General features: G+C 40.0%; 21 protein-coding genes. 13 read left to right on the forward strand and 8 right to left on the reverse strand.

The features are described 5' to 3' along the window. Positions 1–46 precede the first annotated feature (46 nt). On the forward strand, positions 47–295 hold the full coding sequence (locus tag SM121_RS06250; protein WP_003001593.1) for a hypothetical protein: 249 nt from the start codon (positions 47–49) through the stop codon (positions 293–295). Positions 296–328: 33 nt separating this feature from the next. On the opposite strand, the gene SM121_RS06255 is transcribed toward SM121_RS06250, so the two are convergent. From SM121_RS06255 to SM121_RS06265, 3 genes are all read right to left on the reverse strand, one after another. Beyond that, a complete protein-coding gene (locus tag SM121_RS06255) occupies positions 329–1618 on the reverse strand; it encodes an aminotransferase-like domain-containing protein (protein ID WP_320910649.1) in 1290 nt (429 codons plus the stop codon). A gap of 63 nt (positions 1619–1681) precedes the next feature. Beyond that, positions 1682–2329: a PAQR family membrane homeostasis protein TrhA gene (gene trhA / locus SM121_RS06260; RefSeq protein ID WP_320910650.1), complete on the reverse strand. Its 648-nt coding sequence runs from the start codon at positions 2327–2329 to the stop codon at positions 1682–1684. Beyond that, positions 2304–2804 carry a DUF1836 domain-containing protein gene (locus SM121_RS06265; protein WP_049498294.1) on the reverse strand — a complete coding sequence of 167 codons (501 nt, stop codon included), beginning with the start codon at positions 2802–2804 and terminating at the stop codon, positions 2304–2306. The genes trhA and SM121_RS06265 overlap by 26 nt, the downstream gene beginning before the upstream one ends. Positions 2805–2870: 66 nt before the next feature. Between SM121_RS06265 and yaaA the strand changes: the two genes are divergently transcribed. Next, positions 2871–3596 carry a peroxide stress protein YaaA gene (gene yaaA / locus SM121_RS06270; RefSeq protein ID WP_320910651.1) on the forward strand — a complete coding sequence of 242 codons (726 nt, stop codon included), beginning with the start codon at positions 2871–2873 and terminating at the stop codon, positions 3594–3596. Positions 3597–3714: 118 nt separating this feature from the next. On the opposite strand, the gene SM121_RS06275 is transcribed toward yaaA, so the two are convergent. After that, positions 3715–4161 carry a MarR family winged helix-turn-helix transcriptional regulator gene (locus SM121_RS06275; protein WP_003001765.1) on the reverse strand — a complete coding sequence of 149 codons (447 nt, stop codon included), beginning with the start codon at positions 4159–4161 and terminating at the stop codon, positions 3715–3717. A gap of 291 nt (positions 4162–4452) precedes the next feature. On the opposite strand from SM121_RS06275, the gene SM121_RS06280 reads away from it, so the two are divergent. The 7 genes from SM121_RS06280 to SM121_RS06310 all read left to right on the forward strand — a co-directional run bounded on the left by SM121_RS06280 (position 4453) and on the right by SM121_RS06310 (position 13202). Beyond that, positions 4453–4866 (forward strand): cell wall elongation regulator TseB-like domain-containing protein, encoded by a 414-nt coding sequence (locus SM121_RS06280; RefSeq protein ID WP_320910652.1) that lies wholly within the window; start codon positions 4453–4455, stop codon positions 4864–4866. 16 nt (positions 4867–4882) lie between these two features. Continuing rightward, complete coding sequence (locus SM121_RS06285) at positions 4883–6061, forward strand: pyridoxal phosphate-dependent aminotransferase (RefSeq protein ID WP_003014756.1); 1179 nt, start codon at positions 4883–4885, stop codon at positions 6059–6061. 148 nt (positions 6062–6209) lie between these two features. Beyond that, the gene (gene asnS / locus SM121_RS06290) at positions 6210–7556 is read left to right on the forward strand and encodes an asparagine--tRNA ligase (RefSeq protein ID WP_195487552.1); all 1347 of its coding nucleotides are present in this window, start codon (positions 6210–6212) and stop codon (positions 7554–7556) included. Between the two features lie 67 nt (positions 7557–7623). Then, positions 7624–8361 (forward strand): DUF1003 domain-containing protein, encoded by a 738-nt coding sequence (locus tag SM121_RS06295; RefSeq protein WP_320910653.1) that lies wholly within the window; start codon positions 7624–7626, stop codon positions 8359–8361. A gap of 58 nt (positions 8362–8419) precedes the next feature. Continuing rightward, on the forward strand, positions 8420–9619 hold the full coding sequence (locus SM121_RS06300; RefSeq protein WP_320910654.1) for an MFS transporter: 1200 nt from the start codon (positions 8420–8422) through the stop codon (positions 9617–9619). A gap of 116 nt (positions 9620–9735) precedes the next feature. Continuing rightward, entirely contained in the window at positions 9736–11463 is a 1728-nt protein-coding gene (locus SM121_RS06305; RefSeq protein WP_320910655.1) for an ABC transporter ATP-binding protein, read from the forward strand. Further along, a complete protein-coding gene (locus tag SM121_RS06310; RefSeq protein ID WP_320910656.1) occupies positions 11460–13202 on the forward strand; it encodes an ABC transporter ATP-binding protein in 1743 nt (580 codons plus the stop codon). Before SM121_RS06305 ends, SM121_RS06310 begins: the two co-directional genes overlap by 4 nt. A 345-nt stretch (positions 13203–13547) precedes the next feature. Here SM121_RS06310 and SM121_RS06315 read toward each other — a convergent pair whose 3' ends face one another. Together SM121_RS06315 and SM121_RS06320 are read right to left on the reverse strand one after the other, a co-directional pair. Continuing rightward, positions 13548–14288 (reverse strand): amino acid ABC transporter ATP-binding protein, encoded by a 741-nt coding sequence (locus SM121_RS06315; RefSeq protein ID WP_320910657.1) that lies wholly within the window; start codon positions 14286–14288, stop codon positions 13548–13550. Then, positions 14288–16471 carry an amino acid ABC transporter substrate-binding protein/permease gene (locus SM121_RS06320; RefSeq protein ID WP_070588928.1) on the reverse strand — a complete coding sequence of 728 codons (2184 nt, stop codon included), beginning with the start codon at positions 16469–16471 and terminating at the stop codon, positions 14288–14290. The genes SM121_RS06315 and SM121_RS06320 overlap by 1 nt, the downstream gene beginning before the upstream one ends. A gap of 262 nt (positions 16472–16733) precedes the next feature. Between SM121_RS06320 and SM121_RS06325 the strand changes: the two genes are divergently transcribed. After that, a complete protein-coding gene (locus tag SM121_RS06325; RefSeq protein ID WP_320910658.1) occupies positions 16734–17672 on the forward strand; it encodes a CPBP family intramembrane glutamic endopeptidase in 939 nt (312 codons plus the stop codon). A gap of 102 nt (positions 17673–17774) precedes the next feature. Here the strand turns inward: SM121_RS06325 and SM121_RS06330 are convergent, their stop codons facing one another. Both SM121_RS06330 and SM121_RS06335 read right to left on the reverse strand, forming a co-directional pair. After that, positions 17775–18851, reverse strand: a complete 1077-nt coding sequence (locus tag SM121_RS06330; RefSeq protein WP_320910659.1) for a sensor histidine kinase — start codon at positions 18849–18851, stop codon at positions 17775–17777. Beyond that, on the reverse strand, positions 18836–19507 hold the full coding sequence (locus tag SM121_RS06335) for a response regulator transcription factor (RefSeq protein WP_320910660.1): 672 nt from the start codon (positions 19505–19507) through the stop codon (positions 18836–18838). The genes SM121_RS06330 and SM121_RS06335 overlap by 16 nt, the downstream gene beginning before the upstream one ends. A 158-nt stretch (positions 19508–19665) precedes the next feature. On the opposite strand from SM121_RS06335, the gene SM121_RS06340 reads away from it, so the two are divergent. The 3 genes from SM121_RS06340 to SM121_RS06350 are packed head-to-tail and all read left to right on the forward strand — an operon-like array spanning position 19666 to position 21860. Further along, positions 19666–20376, forward strand: coding sequence for an ABC transporter ATP-binding protein (locus SM121_RS06340; RefSeq protein WP_320910661.1), 711 nt, complete (start codon positions 19666–19668; stop codon positions 20374–20376). A gap of 1 nt (position 20377) precedes the next feature. Next, positions 20378–21190 carry a hypothetical protein gene (locus SM121_RS06345; RefSeq protein ID WP_320910662.1) on the forward strand — a complete coding sequence of 271 codons (813 nt, stop codon included), beginning with the start codon at positions 20378–20380 and terminating at the stop codon, positions 21188–21190. Then, positions 21171–21860 (forward strand): hypothetical protein, encoded by a 690-nt coding sequence (locus SM121_RS06350; protein WP_320910663.1) that lies wholly within the window; start codon positions 21171–21173, stop codon positions 21858–21860. The genes SM121_RS06345 and SM121_RS06350 overlap by 20 nt, the downstream gene beginning before the upstream one ends. The last annotated feature ends 235 nt before the right edge of the window (positions 21861–22095 follow it).

A 22095-nucleotide genomic window follows, 5' to 3' on the forward strand; every position in this document is an offset into this window, starting at 1 on the left:
GAAAGCTGTAAAATAAAGAAAAGAACAGAAAAAGGGAGCATACACCATGTCAAACGATCTGATCCTGATGGGAGTTGTTATTGTCTTATTTGGACTCTATTTCACCCTTCAAGTTGAGCTCAATAAAGTCAGAAATCAATTTACTCATTATCTTCTAAAACCAGGTAGTATTTCCAAGGAACAAAGAGAGAAGTACCTCAAAGAACCAGAGATGGAAGCGATTCGCCTGATTCGCCTCGATTATCGGATCGGCCTTCAAAATGCCAAACTTATTTATGAGCAATTGAAGAAATAAGAAAGACCCTCGTATAATCTGTACGAGGGTTTCTCATTCAAAAAAAGTTGTAAGTTTTGGTAAAACGTTGGCCACATCTGCTGATTGGATCTTGGCGAGTTGATAAGGACAAGAAGTGATGTAGGCTGCTTCAAAGAAATCAAGCGGGAGTCCACTGTGTTTTAAGGCAGCAAGTGATTGAACTTGGCCGAGTTCTAAAAGGATCCCATCGTGGGTCAGGGTCAGATGGGGAAGAAGAGGAGACTGGGCCATCAAGGTCTTTAGACTGGCTTCTTCCTCTTTTTTTCTGGCTAGGAGTCGCTTTTTATTTGTCAGATACATACCATTATCAATGTAGAGACTTAAGGCCTTTTGCATGATCAGATTGCTATCATAGTCCAGAATCGTCTTATAGGTTAAGACCGGCTTTAGAAGGTCTTGAGGAAGGATCATGGAAGTGATGCGAAGAGCAGAAAAGAGATTGGTCGAAAAAGATTTGATGTAGATGACTCGGCCCTTTTGATCCAAATAATGAAAAGATGGAGCATTACTACCATCAAGATCTCCCAAATAGTCGTCCTCAACAAGGTAGACATCATATTGGTCAGCTAGTTGCAAGATCGCTTCTTTCTGCTTGGTCGAATAGCTATGACCTAGCGGATAGTGAAAACGAGGAATCGTGTAGAAGAATTTGATATGGCCACTTTTGAAAATCTCTTCAAGTTCTTCGAGATCAATCCCCGTTAAATTACGTTGAATGGTACGGTAGGCAAGTTGCTGCGAATCAAGGAGTTGGTTCATCCGGTGATAAGTCGGTTGCTCGATCAAAATCTGCGATTTTTTATTGGGAAAATCAATCTGGCTGAGGATATTAAGCGCCTGCTGGGTACCAGCAGTCAAAACAATCTGATCCGCAGTCGTATAAATCCCTTCCTCCTTTAATAAGCCTTGAATGGATTGGCGTACTTCGAGTAAGCCTGCTTGGTCCGAAAAGTTGTTGAAGAGATAATTCTCCCGTCCAATCAAGGTTTCATTGATACAGGTCCGGAAGTCCTCAAAAGCCTGGTTGCGATCTTTCTCTAATTTTAGTGGAAGATCCTCATGTCGATTCGGTTCTTGCTCCAAAACATAGTAGCCACTTTGAGGCTTAGCATAGAGGAAGTGCTGGTAAGTCAAGTCCAGCAAGGCTCGTTGCACCGTGTCCTTACTACAAGAAAATTGACTGGCTAATTGACGAACAGAAGGAATTTTCTGTCCAGTTTCTAGTTCACCATCTTGAATACCTTTTTTTAAAACATGAATAATTTCTTGGTATTTGCTTGTCTTCATTCTGACTGTCCCCATACAGTTTTTTTCTATTGTACAGAAAAAATCACAAAAAAACCACTCCGAAGAGTGGTAGCAGTATTACATAAAGTAAACGATGGCTAAATACTGAAGAGCAGAAGCTGCAAGGATGAAAAGGTGCCATATCATATGGAAGTAAGGTTTTTTCTTGGCATAAAAGCCGGCTCCAACCGTGTAGCACAGACCACCCATGAGCATGAGACCCCAGAAGATCGGATTGGTTTGACTAACGATTTGGGGAATGATAAAGATGACCAACCAGCCCATGATCAAGTAAAGAGCGAGACTGAACTTTTCATTGACTCTTTTGGCAAAGATTTTGTAGAGAATACCAAAGATGGTGGTCCCCCATTGGATCAAGATAATGCTGTAGCCCATCCAGTTATTCATCAAGGTGAGGACAACTGGTGTGTAACTGCCTGCGATCGCAATGTAGATCATGGAATGGTCGATAATACGAAGCACATACTTTTGAGGTGAATCGTAAGACATAGCATGGTAGACGGTCGAAGACAGAAACATCAAAAAGAGACTGATAACAAAGATAGAAGTCCCGCAAGCACTGAGAAGACCGTGTTGCTCAAAACTATAGACTGCTGAGATCGGAAGTAAGATCAACATGAGGAGGGCGCCAACAGCATGGGTTACGCTATTTGCGATCTCTTCTCCAAAGGATAATTTTTTACTTAGTTTCATGGTGTAATTCATCAGTTTCTTCCTCCGTTTTTACTGGTTGAATATAAGATAGGGTTTCAAGATAAAGTTGAACTGTCTGACAGGCAGAGCGAATGATAGGAGCGATTGGCTCTTTTTGCTCATTGAGATAAGCGACAAAGCTATTATAGAGAAGATCTGAGCTTGCCTGGTCCTGCAAGAAATTCAAGGTAGAAGCAATCTCCTGAATAGAAAAGACCGTTTTTAAGGTTGTAATAGCGATCAAGCGGGCCACCTGTCTACGCTGGTATTTCTTCTTATCTGGTTTCTCGACATAGCCATGTTTTACGTAATTGTTGATCATGGCAGCCGTCAAGCCCTTGTCTGAAGAAGAGAGAACAGGTGCACAGGTTTTATTGACATAAAGAAGGACCTGATCGAGATAGAGGTCTAGCTCAGGCAGTTGCTCCCACGTTGGATAGGAAAAAGTGGACACGAAATCTTCACCTTTCTTTAATCTAGTTTTCATAACTAGATAATAACATTAATAAAAACTCCTGTCAAGAAAATTTGAAAAATATGGTACAATAGACCTATGAAACTATTAATTCCATCCGCCAAAGAACTGAACGAACAGGCTCGTATCGTCGAGCCCCAACCCTTGTCAGAGAACACAAAAACCATCCTCCAAGCTTTGAAGGCATTCTCGCTAGAAGAATTAGCGACCTTTTACGGTATCTCAGAGGAAAGAGCCCTAGTAGAAAAGGAAAGAATTGAGGCTCTGTTAGCTGGGAGTGCTAAAACCTATCCTGCTTTAGAACTGTTTGATGGCCTTATGTATCGTAGTATCGAGCGTCAAGACTTATCCGAAAAAGAGCAGGCTTATCTGCAGGAGCATTTGTTGATCACGACTGCTTTATACGGTGTGCTACCTGCCTATGAAGGGATTGCTCCCCATCGCTTGGATTTTATGATGAAGTTAAAACCAGCTGGAAAATCTCTAAAGGTACTCTGGAAAGAGGACTATGATCAGGCAGTAGAAGGTGAGGAGCAGATCTTATCCCTTTTGTCCTCTGAGTTTGAACAGGTCTTTTCAAAAGCCATTCGTGAGCGAATAATTCGGATCAAATTCATGGAGAATCGTGATGGGACACTGAAGATTCACTCGACGATTTCAAAGAAAGCACGTGGGGCCATGGTGACAGCCATGATGAAGGAAGAAATCACCCATCTAGAAGATCTGAAATCATTAGAAGTAGCAGGTTTCTCTTATCGTGAGGATTTATCGCAAGAGAAAGAATGGGTCTTTGTGAAAGAATAAATAAAAATATTCCTGAGAAGCGTCAGGAATATTTTTTTGATCTGTTAGATAAAGAGAATGCACGATGAAAACTCCAAAATAGAGGATTTTGGAGTCAGAATCGTCTTGAGCAGTAGGCTTAGGCGATATGTTTGAATTTCTTCAAGAGTTCTGTCAACTCAGCTTGCTCGCCACTATTAAAGACTTGCATCAAGCGTTGAATATTTTTGATATGATCTGGAAGAGCTTCTTCGATTTTTTTACGACCGGCATCTGTAATAGATACAAGATAAGCACGGCGGTCTTCTGGATCGGTTTCGCGTGTAATCCAACCATCGCGGACCATATTGCGAATAACCACAGTCATATTCCCAGAGGTCGCAAGAATGCTATCAATCAGATCTTGAATGCGGAGATCGCCTTTGCTGTACAAGGTCTCAAGTACAGAGAATTGAGTTGGTGTCAACTGGTGCTTTTTAAAGATATGAGCCTCAGAGGCACGGATCAATCGTTCTGCCTTGTGGAAGACGATCATGGTTTTTAAATCTACGTTTGCTTCTTTGAATAATCTCTTTAAATTTTCCATATCTATATTTTATCAATAAATAGTATTTCTGTCGTTTAATTTTATTTTCAAATTAGTTACAAAATTGTGACAAATTTATTAAACTATGAACACATAATAGCAAAGGTGTTGATTTTAGTTTGTTTATCAAATAATTTCATGCTAAAACATTGTAATAGGTATGAAATATTAGCAACAATTCTTTCTTGAAAATCTATAGAATTCTAGGTAGCTTTGGTGTATAATGAGGGAGTGAAACAGAAAAATAATCTTTTTATAGTATGGCAACATATAATAGGAATCTGTATCTTAGTGTTGACGATCCTTTTTTCTTGGCTATTTCTTGCTGAAAAAACTTCTGATCGCTTGCAGGATCAAATGGCGCAAGCAAGAAAAATAGCTCTGTCTCACTCTTCGATTACGACCATTGAGACGGAGAGTTTCTTTCATGGCAAAGAAGCGTATCTTTCCTTCATTGGCAAGGACCAAGAAGGACAAGAATTAGCGGTCTTGGTGGCGCAGGCGGATGATGCAGTCTATACCTACCCTTTGAAAGAAGGAGTTAGTTCCAAAGAGGCAGCTTCTGTCGTCAAAGAGAAGAGTCAGGACGCGATTGATCGTGTCACTTTTGGACGCTTTAAAGGAAAACCGATCTGGGAAGTCAAGGCCGGGAGTTCCTATTATGTGGTGGATTTCAAGACTGGGAAAGTCACCGGTGTTTTTTAAGATTTGAGGAGGAAATATGAAATTATCAAATCGTGTATTGGAAATGGAAGAAAGTGTGACCTTGGCTGCAAATGCGCGTGCCAAAGCTTTGGCAGCAGAAGGTCGTGATATCTTAAGTTTGACCCTGGGTCAACCTGACTTTGCGACTCCAAAAAATATTCAAGAAGCAGCAGTCGCTTCCATCGAGGATGGTCGCGCTAGCTTTTATACGGTAGCATCTGGACTTCCAGAATTGAAGGATGCCATTAGCGACTATATGAAAGAGTTTTATGGCTATGCAGTGAACCGAAATGAGGTTGTGGTCGGTACTGGTGCTAAGTTTATCCTCTATGCCTTCTTTACTTCTGTCATCAATCCAGGTGATGAAGTCATCATTCCAACCCCTTGCTGGGTTTCTTATGTAGACCAGGTCAAGATGGTAGAAGGCACACCTGTTACTTTCCAAACAACAGAAGAAAATCACTTCAAGGCAACGGTTGAGCAACTGGAAGCAGCTCGGACAGACAAGACCAAAGTTGTCTTGCTGAATTCGCCATCCAATCCAACAGGGATGATCTACAGTAAAGAAGAACTCGAAGCGATCGGAAATTGGGCTGTCGAGCATGACATCTTGATTTTGGCAGACGATATCTATGGACGATTGGTCTACAATGGCAATACCTTTACGCCCATTTCTAGCTTATCAGAAGCGATTCGCAAGCAAACTATCGTGATAAATGGAGTTTCTAAAACCTATGCTATGACAGGTTGGCGGGTTGGTTTTGCTGTAGGAGATCCTGAGATTATTGGAGCCATGGCCAAGGTAATCAGCCAAACAACTTCCAACTTAACAACCGTTTCCCAATATGCTGCAATCGAAGCCCTCACAGGAGATCAATCTTCTATTGAGATCATGCGTCAAGCTTTTGAAGAACGCTTGAATACTATTTATCCTTTGTTGAATGAAGTACCTGGTTTTGAAGCCATCAAACCTCAAGGAGCCTTCTATCTCTTCCCAAATGTCAAGAAGGCCATGGAGATGAAGGGCTATACGGATGTGACGGAATTTACCACAGCAATTTTAGAAGAAGCAGAGGTTGCTTTAGTAACGGGAGCTGGCTTTGGTGCCCCTGAAAATGTTCGCTTGTCTTATGCGACAGATTTGGATACCCTGAAAGAAGCTGTTCGCCGACTCAAGGCCTTTATGGAAAAATAAAATTACAAGATCCTTAGTAATGAGCTGAGGATCTTTTTCTTTAAAAAATATCTGGTTTTCACAGGTAGAACCTAGCACTGAAAGCCTATTTATGATACAATTAAGAAGATAATGTCTTCGGACAAGTTTAACGAGAAAAGGAAGATGAATGATGACAAAACGGATTACTATCATCGAAGTAAAAGACTATGTAGGTCAAGAAGTGACCATCGGTGCTTGGGTTGCGAATAAATCAGGAAAAGGGAAGATCGCTTTCTTGCAATTGCGTGACGGAACGGCCTTCTTCCAAGGTGTTGCTTTCAAACCAAACTTTATCGAAAAATTCGGCGAAGAAGTAGGTCTTGAAAAATTTGACACCATCAAACGTCTAAGCCAAGAAACATCTGTTTTCGTAACAGGGATTGTCAAAGAAGACGAGCGTTCTAAATTTGGTTATGAGCTCGATATTACAGACATCGAAGTGATCGGTGAATCTCAAGATTACCCAATCACTCCAAAAGAACACGGAACAGACTTCTTGATGGACAACCGTCACTTGTGGTTGCGTTCACGCAAACAAGTTGCTGTTATGCAAATCCGTAACGCTATCATCTATGCAACTTATGAATTCTTTGATAAGAATGGCTTCATGAAGTTTGATAGCCCAATTCTTTCAGGAAATGCTGCAGAAGATTCAACTGAACTTTTTGAAACAGACTACTTCGGTACTCCAGCTTACTTGAGCCAATCAGGTCAGCTTTATCTGGAAGCAGGTGCTATGGCGCTTGGTCGTGTCTTTGACTTTGGTCCAGTATTCCGTGCTGAAAAATCTAAGACTCGCCGTCACTTGACTGAGTTCTGGATGATGGATGCGGAGTACTCATACTTGACACATGATGAGTCACTTGACTTGCAAGAAGCTTATGTTAAAGCTTTGCTCCAAGGTGTGTTGGACCGTGCTCCTCAAGCCTTGGAAACATTGGAGCGTGATACTGAGCTCTTGAAACGCTACATTGCTGAGCCATTCAAACGCATTACTTACGATGAAGCCATTGATCTCTTGCAAGAGCATGAGAACGATGAAGATGCGGACTACGAACATCTTGAACATGGTGATGACTTCGGTTCACCACACGAAACGTGGATTTCAAACCACTTTGGTGTACCAACCTTCGTGATCAACTATCCAGCTGACATCAAGGCCTTCTACATGAAGCCAGTTCCTGGTAATCCAGACCGCGTGCTTTGTGCAGACTTGCTTGCACCAGAAGGGTACGGAGAAATCATCGGTGGATCTATGCGTGAGGAAGACTACGACGCCCTTGTTGCGAAGATGGAATCTCTTGGCATGGATCTTACAGAGTATGAATTCTACCTTGATCTTCGTAAATACGGTACAGTTCCACACGGTGGATTTGGTATCGGTATCGAGCGTATGGTAACCTTCGCAGCTGGTACTAAACACATCCGTGAAGCCATTCCATTCCCACGTATGTTGCATCGTATCAAACCTTAATAGACGTAAAAACGCCATTAGGCGTTTTTCACTTTTATCTGCTCCAAAAACTATGAAAGGAAACTCAATGCTGAAAATAGATATCATCGATGGGAAAGAATACGAGGATGGTCAGGGGTCTTTGATCGCAGATCTAGACCATAGTATTCAACAGATGCTCAAGACCTCCTACCCGGAAAGTCAAATAGATGATTTTATCACGTATAAAAATTTGAGCCAATATTGTATGGATTATCTTGGACAGATTATTGAGCGTGCCAATGATAAAAACGAAGCCATTAAACAGCAGGTGACAGGTGTCATGCCTGAAAGCGAGCGTCCCTTTAACGTTGAAGACCGCTTGACAGCCAGCTATACCTTCGGTCAGCGGGTGGCGGATTCTGTTGCGCGCTTCGGTGGTTCTTGGACCTTTATTATTAGCTTCATCATGATGATGGCTATCTGGATGTTGATCAATGTCTTGCATCCCTTTGGCTGGAATTTTGACCCTTATCCTTTCATCTTGCTCAATCTTGCACTTTCTACGATTGCGGCGATTCAAGCTCCTTTGATCATGATGAGCCAAAACAGGGCAGCAGATTATGATCGCCTGCAAGCGCGAAATGACTTTAACGTCAATATGGAGTCGGAAAGAGAAATTCGCTTACTGCATACGAAGATTGATCATATGGTGCAGCAAGACCAGACGGATTTACTGGAAATTCAAAAGTTGCAAACCGAATTGTTGGTGTCCTTGTCTAATCAAGTGGCCCAGCTGCGTCAAGAAATGAATCAAGAAAAAATGAAGGAGGTGGAGAAGATGTAGGCAAATCTAAGTAAGTCTTTTAGAAACACTTATATAATCTATTGAAAGAGGAAAAACGATGTTTAAAAGAACTTACAAACGCAATATTTCACTCCTAGCAGGTCTGGAATTTACATCTTATTTTGGAATCACCAGTTTTTGGATTCTCTTTTTTATTCAGAATGGTCTTTCTTTACTTCAGATTGGTTTATTAGAGAGTATCTTTCATGGGACGAGTCTCTTGTGTGAGATCCCGTCTGGTATGTTAGCTGATCGATTTAGCTACAAGACCAATCTCTATTTGGCTCGCTTGTCCAGTATTGGATCTTCTATCTTGATTTTATTTGGTCAGGGGAATTTTTGGATCTATGCCATTGCCATGATGGTCAATGCTTGGTCTTATAATTTTGACTCGGGGACCAGTACCGCTTTCTTATTTGATTCAGCAGTAGAAGCGGGCCAAAAGGACCGTTATCTTCAGATTTCCAGCTTCTTGTCTGGTGTGGCCGAAGTTACCCGAACGTTAGGTACAGTGGTGGCAGGCTTCTTTATTCACGGAGCATTGGCTTGGACCTATTATATTGCTATTGGGCTTTCCTTGCTTTCTATTCTCCTGATTTTTCTGATGAAGGAGCCAGAGAGCAAGAGTGATGAAAGAAATCATTTGACCTTAAAGCGGATATTGGAGGTAGTGAAACAAGAATGGCAGGACAAACCAGTCTTGTTTTACTGGATGCTCACCTATCAGTTGGTAGGGACCATCATGTGTATGTTTTATTTTTACTACCAACAGAAAATCAGTGACCTAGCCAGTTGGCAGGTTTCGCTTATCATGTTGATTGGTAGTGGATTCAATCTCCTAGCGGTTTATTTGGCCAGTCAAATCGGGAAAAAATGGAATAGTAATCAAATCTTTCCGATTCTAGTTGCACTGACAGGTTTGGTCTTGCTTTTGGTAACATTCAAGACTCCATTTGCCTATCTGAGTGTCTATCTCTTGACCAATGCCCTTTATGCCGTTTATCAACCTATCTACTACAATGATTTACAAGCTTATCTGCCATCCAGTGTACGAGCAACTATGCTGAGTATCAATTCGATGATGTTTAGTTTATCTATGATTGTCATTTTCCCACTGACTGGTTGGTTCATTGATAGCTATGGCTTTGTAGCAGTCTTTCTTGTATTAGGCCTTATAACGCTATTCTCTTTCCCTCTCTTGATGTTTGGGTTGGGGAAAATGGGCAAGACCTTAAGCAAGGTGACAAAGAAGGAATAAGATTTCTGACCTTCATCTGGTCAGTATTCAACTCTCTCTGCTTTCCAGGGAGAGTTTTTTCATCTTAAGAATTTGTGGTAAAATATGTATATCCATTAAAAAAAGAATCGAGTCGTATGAAATCATTATTGAAGTATTTTAAGGGCTATCTATGGGAAACTTTTCTAGGGCCCGTTTTTAAACTCTTAGAAGCTATTTTTGAATTGTGTGTCCCCTTAATCATCGCCCACTTAGTCGATCAGGTCATTCCAAAAAAGGAAACGAGCGCAGTTGTGATGACGGTCGGTGTTTTGTTTTTATTTGCGAGCTTTGGTGTCGTCGTAGCTATTACGGCCCAGTATTTTTCTTCTAAAGCAGCTGTCGGCTTTACCCGAGAGATGACCAAGGATTTGTATGATAAGATCTTATCACTTCCAAAGGACAAGCGAGATAGGATCGGGACTTCTAGTTTGGTAACCCGTCTCACTTCTGATACCTATCAAATCCAGGTTGGGATCAACCAATTCTTGCGCCTCTTTTTGAGAGCACCCATTATTGTCTTTGGATCGATCATCATGGCTTTCACCATCAGTCCTAAACTAACCCTTTGGTTCTTGGGGATGGTGGCGATTTTAACCCTGATTATTGTGATCATGTCACGGATTGTCAATCCGCTCTTTGCTAAGATTCGGAAAATCACAGACCGGATGGTTACGGTGACGCGTCAGCAATTTCAAGGGATGCGGGTGATTCGAGCCTTTGGACAACAGTCTGGTGAATTAGAAGATTTTAGAGAGGTCAATCAGGACTACAAGATCTGGCAAATTCGTGTTGGTATCTGGTCTAGTTTGGTGAGTCCCTTGACCTTCCTTGTGGTCAATACGACCTTGGTCTGTGTCATTTGGCAGGGACAACTAACTATCTCTGCTGGCCTACTAACCCAAGGGATGTTGGTCGCTTTGGTCAATTATTTATTGCAAATTTTAACAGAATTGATCAAACTCGCGATGCTGGTTACGTCTTTAAATGTCAGCTATATTTCTGCCAAGCGTGTCCAAGAGATTTTTGATTTGAAGGAAGAAGACCTCCTTGAAGCTTTGCCAGTAGAAACTGCAAGAGAGCAAGAAGCGATCAGCGCCCAGAAAGTTTCGTTCACTTATCCAACGGCTTCAAGCCCAGCTCTAGAAGATATTTCCTTTGATCTGGATCATGGACAGATGTTGGGAATTATCGGTGGTACAGGATCTGGGAAATCCACCCTGGTTCAGTTATTGAGTCACTTATATTCCGTTAGTCATGGAAAATTAGCCCTCTTTCATCAAGGTCACTCTCCTAAAACTCTTAAGGAGTGGCGGGAGTGGGTAGCTGTTGTCCCACAGAAGGCAGAGCTCTTTAGAGGAACCATCCGCTCGAATCTCTTACTTGGAATGGAAGAAAATCTATCGGATGAAGATTTGTGGTGGGCACTAGAAACAGCTCAGGCGGCTGATTTTGTTCGTGAAAAAGAAGGACAACTCGATGAGCCAGTGGAAGCCTTTGGTCGAAATTTCTCAGGTGGCCAACGCCAGCGGTTGACCATTGCGCGTGCCCTTTTGAAGAAGGCTCCTTTCTTGATTTTGGATGATTCAACTTCTGCCTTGGATTATTTGACGGAAGCTCGTCTCTTAAAATCGATTAAAGAAGAATTGAGTGATACGAGTTTGATCTTAGTATCACAACGAACCAATAGTCTCAAGTCTGCTGATCAGATTTTAGTCTTGAACAAGGGACATCAAGTTGGACTGGGAAATCATGATTTCCTCTTGTCTACCAATGAGATTTATCAAGAAATTCATTATTCACAACACGGGAGGGAGGAAGCATGAGTCAAAAACGTTCTAGTTATGTAAAACGTCTATTTAGAGATTTTGCTCACCATCCCGGGCTCCTGATCCTAGCTAGTCTTGGAACCATCGCTCAAGTGGCCTTAACGGTTTGGTTGCCGATCCTGATCGGACATGCGGTTGACTTGGTCATTAATCCTCAAGGGATGACAGTCTTATGGCCCGTTTTGATCCAAATGGTTCTGGTCATTGTGGCCAATACCTTGATCCAATGGATCAATCCTCTTCTCTACAATCAATTGGTCTATCGTTTTAGCCAAAGCCTAAGAGCAGAAGTGATGGAAAAAGTATACCGATTGCCCTTGTCTTATCTAGATAAACAAGGGAGCGGGGACTTCGTCAGTCGCCTCACGACCGATGTAGAGCAACTCAATAGTGGTCTTCTGATGGTCTTTAACCAGTTCTTTGTTGGCCTCTTAACCATTCTTGTCACTATCGTGACGATGGCAGAATTGGATTTCTTTATGATGGTGGCGGTTCTGGTCTTGACCCCTTTATCCCTCTTGATTGCTCGTTTTATTGCCAAGCGTTCTTATACGCTTTTCAAAAAGCAGACCAAGGCGCGTGGTCTTCAAACCCAGTTGATCGAAGAGTCTTTGACCCAGGAAAGTTTGATCCAGTCCTTTAATGCTCAGGATCAATTCCGTACGGCTTTTAAAGGGACTAATGAAAGCTATGCCAATTATTCCCAATCCGCTGTCTTTTATTCCTCAACTGTCAACCCTGCCACTCGCTTTGTGAATGCCTTGATTTATGCAGTAGTGGCTGGATTTGGTGCTGTACGCATTATTTCGGGATCTCACTTTACTGTCGGTCAATTGGTGACCTTCCTCAATTATGTCAACCAATACACCAAGCCCTTTAATGATATCTCCTCTGTCTTGTCAGAACTCCAAAGTGCCCTTGCCTGCGCAGAGCGCTTGTACAGCGTCTTGGATCAAGCTGAGGTCGAAGAGACGGGGCAACGGGTCCTGGAAAGTCAGGATGTTAAAGGCGCGATTGGTTTTGAACACGTCACATTTGGCTATGATTTAGGGCGGACTTTGATTAAAGATCTAACCATTCAGGTTCCAGCCGCCAGTAAAGTGGCCATTGTAGGGCCTACAGGAGCAGGAAAATCGACCTTGATTAATTTGCTCATGCGTTTCTACCCTGTTAATTCTGGAGAGATCACGATTGATGGGGTACCAATTACGGACTACACTCGTGCTTCTTACCGCCAACAGTTTGGTATGGTCCTGCAAGAAACTTGGCTTAAGGTCGGGACCATTCATGAAAATATTGCCTTTTCTCGTCCAAATGCAACTAGAGAAGAAGTCATAGAAGCAGCCAAAGCGGCCAATGCAGATTTCTTCATTCGGCAGTTGCCACAAGGGTATGATACTTATCTTTCAGATGCTGGAGAGTCTTTGTCTCAAGGACAACGCCAACTCTTAACGATTGCGCGGGTTTTCCTTTCGGTTCCTAAGATTTTGATCTTGGATGAGGCGACATCCTCCATCGATACTCGGACTGAGGTCTTGATTCAAGACGCCTTTAATCAGCTCATGAAGGGACGGACCAGCTTTATCATTGCTCACCGCTTATCGACCATTCAAAATGCTGATATGATCCTTGTCATGGTCGATGGCGATATTGTTGAACATGGCACTCATGAAGAGCTAATGGAAGCGCAAGGTGTTTACTACAAGATGCAGACAGCTCAGCAACAGATTAGTTAGAATGTAGACAAACTATTATTAAAGTAAATAAGTAAAGTGATTCTGTAAAGAAATAAATATCTACTTAATTTGTATAACGAATTAAGAGAACATTAAAACTTTCCGCCGTGAGAAAAGTGCCTGAAACAATTTAGTTTCAGGCATTCGGGAGTTTTGAAACTTTAGGTTCAAAACTAAGTCATGGAACTTCGTAGAAGTTCGCTGACGTCCGTACTCACCTAAGGAAAGTTTTTAATATGTCTTTATCTTCAATCTAAGCATTTTCAGGTTTGAAAATGCTTTTTTGGACTAAAAAAACATCTAGCAAAATTGCTAGATGCTTCAGAACCACTCGTTTTTATCTTTTTAAACGTTTAGAACTTTATCCAAGAATTCTTTTAAACGTGGGTGTTGTGGGTTGTCGAAGATTTGGTCTGGTTTGCCATCTTCGAGGAATTCACCGTCTGCGGTAAAGATGACGCGGTTGGCTACTTGGCGGGCGAATCCCATCTCGTGGGTAACGATGATCATGGTCATGCCTTGCTCTGCCAACTCTTTCATAACGTTCAATACATCTCCGACCATCTCAGGGTCAAGGGCAGAAGTCGGTTCGTCAAAGAGCATAATATCTGGATTCATGGCGAGTCCACGGGCAATGGCCACACGTTGTTTTTGACCACCGGAAAGACTATTTGGATTGGCATCGGCTTTATCTGCAAGTCCAACTTTTTCCAACAATTCCATCCCGACTTTTTGAGCTTCTTCACGGGTCATCAGTTTGTGCTCTACTGGCGCAAACATAATGTTTTCAAGGACGCTCATGTGAGGGAAAAGGTTGAAGTGTTGGAAAACCATCCCGATATTTTCACGGACCAAATCAACATTGGTTTTTGGATCGGTTAGATCATATCCATTTATGGTAATTTGACCTTTTGTCACTTCTTCGAGGAGATTAAGACTACGAAGGAAGGTCGATTTACCAGAACCGGACGGCCCGATAATACAGACCACATCCCCTTCGTAGAATTTTGTTGAGATTCCTTTTAAGACCTCATTTTCACCGTAGTATTTGTGGAGGTCATGGACATCAATTTTTAATTTAGCCATTAGTTAACCTTCTTTTCTAATTTTTTTGCAAATCGTGTTAGCAAGGTGATAATCACGAGGTAGAAGACGGCAAGGATAGCATACATCTTGAAACTTTGGTAGTTTCGAGCAATGATGATCTTACCAGTTTGGAAGAGTTCTACCAATCCGATTGCAGACACAATAGTCGTATCTTTCAGGGCAATGACGAATTGGTTCACAAAGTTTGGAAGCATGAGTTTGGTTGCTTGTGGCAAGATGATCTTGCGCATGGTCTTGCCATAAGAGATTCCAAGGCTTCGGCTGGCTTCCATCTGTCCAATCGGTACAGCTTGGATCCCCCCACGGACAATTTCTGCGATATAAGCAGCAGCATTGAGGGAGAGGGCGATGGTACCTGCGACAAAGTCGTTGATTGGGGATTGGTGACCTGTGACCGATTCAATCAAGTTTGGAATTCCCCAGAAGATGAAGGCGGCAAGGATCATGAGTGGGATCCCACGAATAACATCGACAAAGATTTCTGCTGTCCAGCGGAGCCACTTATAAGGACTAACACTAAACATCCCAAAGATAACACCGATCACCATAGCAATGGCGAAAGAGAGAAGTGCAAGGGCAAGAGTCACACCCAAACCACTTAACAATTGTTTGTAGTTGTTTTGAAGTAAGCCCCAGATCGTTGTTTCATCTGCCGTTGTACTTGAAGTACTTGATTTGCTATCTGCTTTAAGGTATTTATCGAGAATCTTTTGGTATTGACCGCTTTTCTTCAAGTTCGCAAGACCGTTATTGAACATTTCGATCAATTCAGGATTTTCACCCTTCTTAACGGCAAATGCTAGTTGACCACTTGGAGTCCCTTCGATAGGTGTTTTGAATTTACGTCCTTGTTTAATAGCGTATTTGATAACAGGTTCGTCATCCATAATCGCTGCAACAGAACCAGAATTCAAACTATCATACATAGAAGCTCCATCAGAGAACGTTTTGATCTTGTAACCATATTTCTTTTGGTTTTTTTCAAGGAAGTTTTGTGAGGAAGTACCGTTTTTAACACCGACTGTCTTTCCTTTTAGGTCATCATATGAATCAATCTTGCTGCTTTCTTGAACGGCTAGAATAGAATTGGCCGTGTAGTATGGTTCAGAAAAATCAAATGTTTCTTTCCGAGCATCTGTTACGGTCATCCCTGCGATCATTCCTTGCGCATGTCCGGATTGGACATCACTTACCGCTGCGTCAAATCCAGGATTATTAATCTCGATGGTAAATCCTTGGTCTTTGGCAATAGCCTTGATCAAGTCCATATCGATCCCTGTGTATTTGTTTTTTCCATTTTGGAAGACAAATGGTGCAAAAGATGAGTCACTTGAAATTACATATTTTGATTTTTTAGGAGTTGCTTTTTGACCAGCAGGAGTAGTTGTTTCTGGAACGGTACTGTTACTTGATGATTGGCTTTCACCTGTCCATTTCTTGATGATCTCATCAAGTGTTCCATCAGCTTTCATTTGAGCGAGGGCCTTGTTAAATTCAGTGATCAACTTTTCATGCTTACCGCCTTTTTTTACACCAAAGGCAAAGCCACCGACTGCTTCCCCGTCCATATTGATAGCTAGGTCCTGCCCCTTTTGAATGGCGTATTGAATAACAGGTTGGTCATCCATCACCGCATCGACCGCACCAGCTGATAAACTGTTGTACATGAGATCACCAGTATCAAAAGTCTTGATCTTGTAGCCGTACTTGTCCTTGTTTTTATCGAGGAAGCGTTGGGCTGCAGTTCCGTTTTTGACACCGACTGTCTTCCCTTTTAATTGGCTGTACTTCGTGATTTTATCGGCTTTCGTAGTCGCGATGACAACTTTTGTATCGTAGTAAGTATCAGACATGGTGAAGACTTTTTCACGTTCTGTTGTTTTGGTCATCCCTGCCATGATGGCATCCGCTTGACCAGCTTGAACTGCATTGACCGCTGCATCAAATCCCGGGAAGGATTTGTCCAAATTCCAGCCATTGATTTCAGCGACCTTGTCCAAGATCTCTACGTCAATTCCTTTATAGGTTTGATCTGAATCCTTAAATTCAAACGGTGCATATGCTGTGTCGAAAACGACCTTGATCGTTTCAGCATGAGCATGACCAGCGAATGCAACGAATGGAAATAAGAACAGCAAACATGCTAGTAATTTTTTCTTCATTTCTGTCTCCTTTTAATTCTTTTCTCTTTGGGTATTTGACCCATGAGCACATTGACCAAAGGATGGCCTAAAAAAAACAAATCATTCATACCAAAACGAGTATGAATGGTCTTATGTTTTTCTACAAAAGCTATTATATCAGAAAAGACTTTGCTTTGCAAGAAAAATCGAGTTTTCATGTTAGGTTTTCTGACATGAAACAATATTGCAGCTCTGGATTTTCTTTGTTACAATGGACCTATTAGATAAATGGAGGTTGATCATGAAGAAAGGAAAGATCATTCAGGATATAAAAACAAACACATCTATGCCAGTTCTTATTTCTACACTATTCTATGTATTTTTAGCCTCCCTCTTTATAGAAGGGGGACTATGGCTTGGTAGTGAATTGGTGGGACCATTTTCCTTAGTGATAGGTTTTCTGGCGGAGTTCTTTTCACCAGGAAATGGGACAGCAAGTATTCAAGAATTTTTCTACCATTATTTTCTCTATTATGAGCTCTTCAGTTTTGTAATCATTCTGTTCCTCTTTATGTTTTGGGTGAAGGTCATAGAGAAGAATGCAATATCAAGCTTAGGCTTTGTAAAAAGAAATTGGCTCAAGTATCTAGTCTGGGGGATCATGATTTCACTTGTTCAAATGGGAGTGATCGCGCTTGTCTACCAAGTAAGTGGCATCGGGTCTTTTGTGTTAAATGAGCTCAGTTTAGAGCCCTTGCTTTTTATCCTAGGATTATTTCCATTTTGGCTCATCCAAGGAGGGACGGAAGAAGTAGCGACGCGAGGTTGGCTTCTGACTCGGATTGCTGCAAGAACTAATCTGCCTTTAGCGATCGCGATTTCTAGTAGTCTCTTTGGCATTCTGCATATGGGTAATGCAGGAGTGACCTTCTTATCCGTTCTGAATATCATCCTCGATGGAGTGCTGGCTGCTCTGCTTTTTATCTATACGGATAGTATCTGGCTAGTGGTCGCCCAACACGGCACTTGGAACTATGTACAAGGAAATCTCCTTGGTTTTCAAGTCAGTGGCACAGGTGCAGATGCGTCTATCTTTAGTTTTACCATGGGAGATGGACCTGACTGGTTGACCGGAGGGGCATTTGGAGCAGAAGGATCAATCATCACCACTTTGGTTCTTCTTGTATCCCTAGTGATTGTCTATCGCTTAGGGGAGAGGAAAGAAAAGTTTGATGACTAACCTCTGTGTAATGTCTGAAAGTCATATATGAAAAAGACAAACACCAAAAATGACGTTTGTCTGCGTTTTGAGTCGAACACATAATGATGAGTTCGGCTTTTTCTATATAATAATGGGAATGATTAGTTTCACTTGTGCACCATTATTACTATTTTCTAAGTGCATAGTTCCATTATGAAGTTTCATGACACGTTTCACGAAAGATAAACCAAGTCCAAAGTGACTTTCTTGAGAGAGTGTTCTTGCTTGGTCCTCTTTATAGAAAAGATTTCCAGCATGTTGTAATACATTTTTTGAAAAACTAGATTGATTATTCCATATAGTTAGAACTAATTGACCATTGTCTTGTGACATTGTTAGCTGGATCTTTGCATCATTATCTTGTTGATGTTGTATTGCATTATTAATAATATTGGTGATTGCTCGGAAAAATAGATTGGAATGAATGGCAATTTGTGTCGATGGAGTTACTGTATTTGAAAAAACAAAATTCGTATTTCTAGGGAGTAAAGGAGTGATCTGTTCCTTCAATTGATGAGTTACTTGTTTAATTGATATATTTTCAAGTTGGATATCATGGTCGTAAAAAGTTTTGGAATATTGGATAAAGTTGTTAAAATAATCGTTTAACTGAATACTTGCTTGCTCAAGGTCTTTTAGACATTCCATTGTTTGAGGTGTTTGCTCGGTGGATTGTAGGAATTCAGCATTTCCTCTAATGACAGTTAGAGGGCTACGAAGATCATGTGCAGCGCTAGATACTTGAAACATGAGTTCTTTTTTTTGATCTTTTTCATTTTGAATTCTATTTTTTATATCAGATTGCATTTTTTCAATCAGATCGTTTGTTTCAATGAATTCTTTAATCTGCAAATGGTGATGTTCATTTTTTGTGAAGTATAGACCACTATGATAAACCATATTCATTTCTGTTTGAATCTCAGTTAATAATCGTCTAATATTTATTACAATGATAAAAATTAAAATGATGCAAAGATATATCCAAGAACTGACGCTAAAAAATAAAGCAAAGTGATTGGCATTTTTCTCATTAATTCCAGATACAGAAGATAGAAGAGCTGGAACTATGTAAAAAAGTATCAGACATAGAAGAAATTGCCAAATGATTTTAAGGTAGGTACGCTTAATGAGTTGCTTGATTGTCAATTCTTTTTCCATTTGTATCCTCCTCCCCATACTGTTTTGATTGGATCAATTTGATGAATCTTAAATTTTTGTCTAATTTGATAGATGTATTCAGTAATGGATCGTAGTTGTGCATCAGAGTCTACAGGATAGAGGTAATTGTAAAGTTCTTCTATGCTAAATATTCGGTTCTCATTTTTTGCTAAAAGATAAAGTAAATCAAACTCTCGCTTAGTTAATGAAATTCTGTTTGATTGATAATAAACTTCTTGACTATCTCGATAAAAAGTTATATTTGAATCCATCTCTTCTCTAGAGGCGTTGTGAGATCTTTCTTCCCTACGAAGATGCATTTGAATTCTTGCAATTAATTCTTTAATGCTGAATGGTTTTGTGATGTAATCATCTGCCCCAGCTTGAATTCCTTTTAGTAAATCTTCTTCAAAATCTTTAGCGGTTAGAAATAGGATTGGAGTAGTAATTTGTGAACGAATGGAACGACAGATTTCTAAACCAGAAATAGGCATCATGACGTCAAGTAAAATTAGATCGAATCCAGTAAAGTCACAGATATTAATCTCCTCTATATTTTTACGAGTTTCCACCTGAAAGTTGTTGGCTTTTAATGCATTCTCTATTAATCGTAAGATTTTTTCATCATCGTCAATGGCTAAAATTTTATACTTCATAGTTCCTCCAATTATATGAGCATATTATAGCAAATATAGAATGTAATTTGTTGAAAATGAAAAAAATAATTATTCTGAGAATTTCCTGATTTTCTCCTGTTATACTTGCTCCAAGTGAAGGTGGAATTTCACTAAAAGTTAGAAAGGAAAAAGAATGAATGATAACAATTCAAAAGCTACATAAGGAATATAATAATAAAATTGTCCTTCAAAACGTGTCTTTCAAAGCCAAAAAAGGTGAGATTACTGGATTGATTGGACCGAATGGATCTGGAAAATCAACTTTAATTAGAATTTTGCTTGGTTTAGAAAATAGTCAAATGGGAATGGCGTTGATCGATGGGAAAAAATACTCTCAATTGGGAGATAATCCTTTTTGTATTGTTGGATCATTCCTAGATAGTTGTCAACCTTATCCAACTAGAACAGGATTTCAGCATCTTCGGTGGATTGGTTTGGCTTGTGGCGTTGACAAAAATAGGTGCAACGAATGTTTAGAGTTGGTGGGGTTAAGTGAAGCTAAAAATAAAAAAGTAAAAGACTATTCATTAGGAATGAAGCAACGTCTTGGTTTAGCAACAGCCTTATTAGCAAATCCTGATATCTTAATTTTAGATGAACCAATCAATGGATTAGATCCAGAGGGTATACGCTGGGTACGCAATTTTTTGCAGTCTTTTGTCAATGAAGGTAAGTCTGTATTAATGACAAGTCATTATATGAGTGAGTTAGAATTAACTGTAGATCATTTGGTTGGTATTTCTAATGGAAAAATTGTTCTTGATGCTCCTACCAAAGACATTTTGAAACAGTTTGGATCTTTTGAGGAGGCATATTTTAAGGCACTCGAAGGGAAAGAAGGTGAATAATATGTTGAAGCGTTCCTTTTTTAGTGACCTCTATAAATATTGTAGTTTACCTACTTTTAAATTCACTTTTTTTCTTATTATGGGAGTCAGCATATTTTTTTCAATTCAAAATATCCAGGTGATAAATGCTTTAGTAGAAGGAAATGGACAGGCTGTTAACCTTGATCCATCTATGCTATCATCGAATCCAGTCTATACAGTCAGAGATGCTCTCTTATCCTCACCCTACCAAGCAAGTGTTATTTTCTTACCAATCTTAGTTTCACTTGTTTATTCAACCCATTACCAATTTGGTGATGATAATTTTACTCAGTTATTGATCCCAAACTGGAAAGTTCGTCTTACTGGGTTTATTGCAAGTTCGGTTATTTTATCGATACTTTCTACTTTAGTATTATCTATAGTAAATGCTATTATCTTACTCATTTTTCTAGATTCAACTTTAAAGAATTATTTAGAATTTACATTGTTCTTAGATGTCACGGTAAGAGTTATGATATTTGCAATCGTTCTTACTTTATTAGCTTTACTTTTCGTAATAGTAACGAAAAAATCAATGACTTCATTAATTGCAGACGTTTTGTTATTGGTAATCACTTTATCAGGTATTCTAAGAGGAATTTCTTCTAAAATAGAAAATCTCTTGCCTTTGATTGGAGCAAAGTCATTTGCTTTTGGCCGAATTGAAGGGACTCAAACGAGCCAATTATATGGATTTACACTTTTAGTAGTTGAAGGGATCTTGTTCTTGGTATTCATAATGCTTGTAGAAATGATTCGAATGAGGAGGAAGAATGGTAAGAATATTTTTTAGTCTTATTGTCAAAAAATATAGTTTAAAACCCGTAAAGTACCAGATAGCTATACAGTTACTTTTTATAGGTTTTGTGTGTCTCTTAGGTGTTTTACCAGTTTCAATAAATGATACTGTTGTACAATTATCTATAAAGCAAGCTCTTGTTTTTGCATCAATGCTCTCTGTTAGTATTGGGTGCGTTAATGCATTTGTTGAGTTACAATCTCACGAAACAAAACTGGTTTATTTGGTAAGTGGAAAAAGGATCTTAAGTTCAATTAGGATCCTGTTCGTAGAGTTATGTGATGTAGTACTACAATCAACCTTATATTTCATTGTACTGCTTGTATGGTTTCATTCTTTAAGTGGCGAAAATGGTGTCAGTTTAGAACTTTTCAGTTTCTATTTGATTGGCTCCATCCAATATTTTTTGATTTCTTACTTCCTAAGTTATTTTTTCAAAAGTCCAATGGGGAGTTTAGCTATTTTGCTTCTATTTCCTATTTTGGTACAACCATTCATTGAAAGAGTAGTGGAACCATTGACTAGTTATTTATTTTATAATATCATTGCGGAAACAATATTAGGGAGAATTTCCAATTTGCAACTCTGTACTTACGTTATTGGACTTGTATGCTCACTTGGAGCAACTCTCTACCTCTTGGTAAGGAATCAAGAAGTTAAGTAGTAAATTGATTTCGTAAAAATGATACCGATGAACAAGCCTTGCTAATTTTTGTACATCTTGGAAACTGATGTTTATTACGTATTGCATTGTTTTAGAATAAAAGACAAGACTTTCGAAGTAATTGCGAGAGTCTTGTTTAGTTTTCACTCTAATGCGTGTCCAATTAATTATTTTGTAATATGTTGTTTTCCCTTTCATTCCTCATCTCAGAGAATTCTAGTGATTTATGGTAAAA

It is taken from the genome of Streptococcus sp. S1, from assembly GCF_034137685.1.
GTDB classification, from domain to species: Bacteria; Bacillota; Bacilli; order Lactobacillales; family Streptococcaceae; genus Streptococcus; species Streptococcus dentalis.

Excerpts from the sequence above, each read along its gene's own strand:
- SM121_RS06250 (WP_003001593.1), top strand. The coding sequence starts at position 47 with ATGTCAAACGATCTGATCCTGATGGGAGTTGTTATTGTCTTATTTGGA.
- SM121_RS06255 (WP_320910649.1), bottom strand. The coding sequence starts at position 1,618 with ATGGGGACAGTCAGAATGAAGACAAGCAAATACCAAGAAATTATTCAT.
- trhA (WP_320910650.1), bottom strand. The coding sequence starts at position 2,329 with ATGAATTACACCATGAAACTAAGTAAAAAATTATCCTTTGGAGAAGAG.
- SM121_RS06265 (WP_049498294.1), bottom strand. The coding sequence starts at position 2,804 with ATGAAAACTAGATTAAAGAAAGGTGAAGATTTCGTGTCCACTTTTTCC.
- yaaA (WP_320910651.1), top strand. The coding sequence starts at position 2,871 with ATGAAACTATTAATTCCATCCGCCAAAGAACTGAACGAACAGGCTCGT.
- SM121_RS06275 (WP_003001765.1), bottom strand. The coding sequence starts at position 4,161 with ATGGAAAATTTAAAGAGATTATTCAAAGAAGCAAACGTAGATTTAAAA.
- SM121_RS06285 (WP_003014756.1), top strand. The coding sequence starts at position 4,883 with ATGAAATTATCAAATCGTGTATTGGAAATGGAAGAAAGTGTGACCTTG.
- asnS (WP_195487552.1), top strand. The coding sequence starts at position 6,210 with ATGATGACAAAACGGATTACTATCATCGAAGTAAAAGACTATGTAGGT.
- SM121_RS06295 (WP_320910653.1), top strand. The coding sequence starts at position 7,624 with ATGCTGAAAATAGATATCATCGATGGGAAAGAATACGAGGATGGTCAG.
- SM121_RS06300 (WP_320910654.1), top strand. The coding sequence starts at position 8,420 with ATGTTTAAAAGAACTTACAAACGCAATATTTCACTCCTAGCAGGTCTG.
- SM121_RS06305 (WP_320910655.1), top strand. The coding sequence starts at position 9,736 with ATGAAATCATTATTGAAGTATTTTAAGGGCTATCTATGGGAAACTTTT.
- SM121_RS06310 (WP_320910656.1), top strand. The coding sequence starts at position 11,460 with ATGAGTCAAAAACGTTCTAGTTATGTAAAACGTCTATTTAGAGATTTT.
- SM121_RS06315 (WP_320910657.1), bottom strand. The coding sequence starts at position 14,288 with ATGGCTAAATTAAAAATTGATGTCCATGACCTCCACAAATACTACGGT.
- SM121_RS06320 (WP_070588928.1), bottom strand. The coding sequence starts at position 16,471 with ATGAAGAAAAAATTACTAGCATGTTTGCTGTTCTTATTTCCATTCGTT.
- SM121_RS06325 (WP_320910658.1), top strand. The coding sequence starts at position 16,734 with ATGAAGAAAGGAAAGATCATTCAGGATATAAAAACAAACACATCTATG.
- SM121_RS06330 (WP_320910659.1), bottom strand. The coding sequence starts at position 18,851 with ATGGAAAAAGAATTGACAATCAAGCAACTCATTAAGCGTACCTACCTT.
- SM121_RS06335 (WP_320910660.1), bottom strand. The coding sequence starts at position 19,507 with ATGAAGTATAAAATTTTAGCCATTGACGATGATGAAAAAATCTTACGA.
- SM121_RS06340 (WP_320910661.1), top strand. The coding sequence starts at position 19,666 with ATGATAACAATTCAAAAGCTACATAAGGAATATAATAATAAAATTGTC.
- SM121_RS06345 (WP_320910662.1), top strand. The coding sequence starts at position 20,378 with ATGTTGAAGCGTTCCTTTTTTAGTGACCTCTATAAATATTGTAGTTTA.
- SM121_RS06350 (WP_320910663.1), top strand. The coding sequence starts at position 21,171 with ATGGTAAGAATATTTTTTAGTCTTATTGTCAAAAAATATAGTTTAAAA.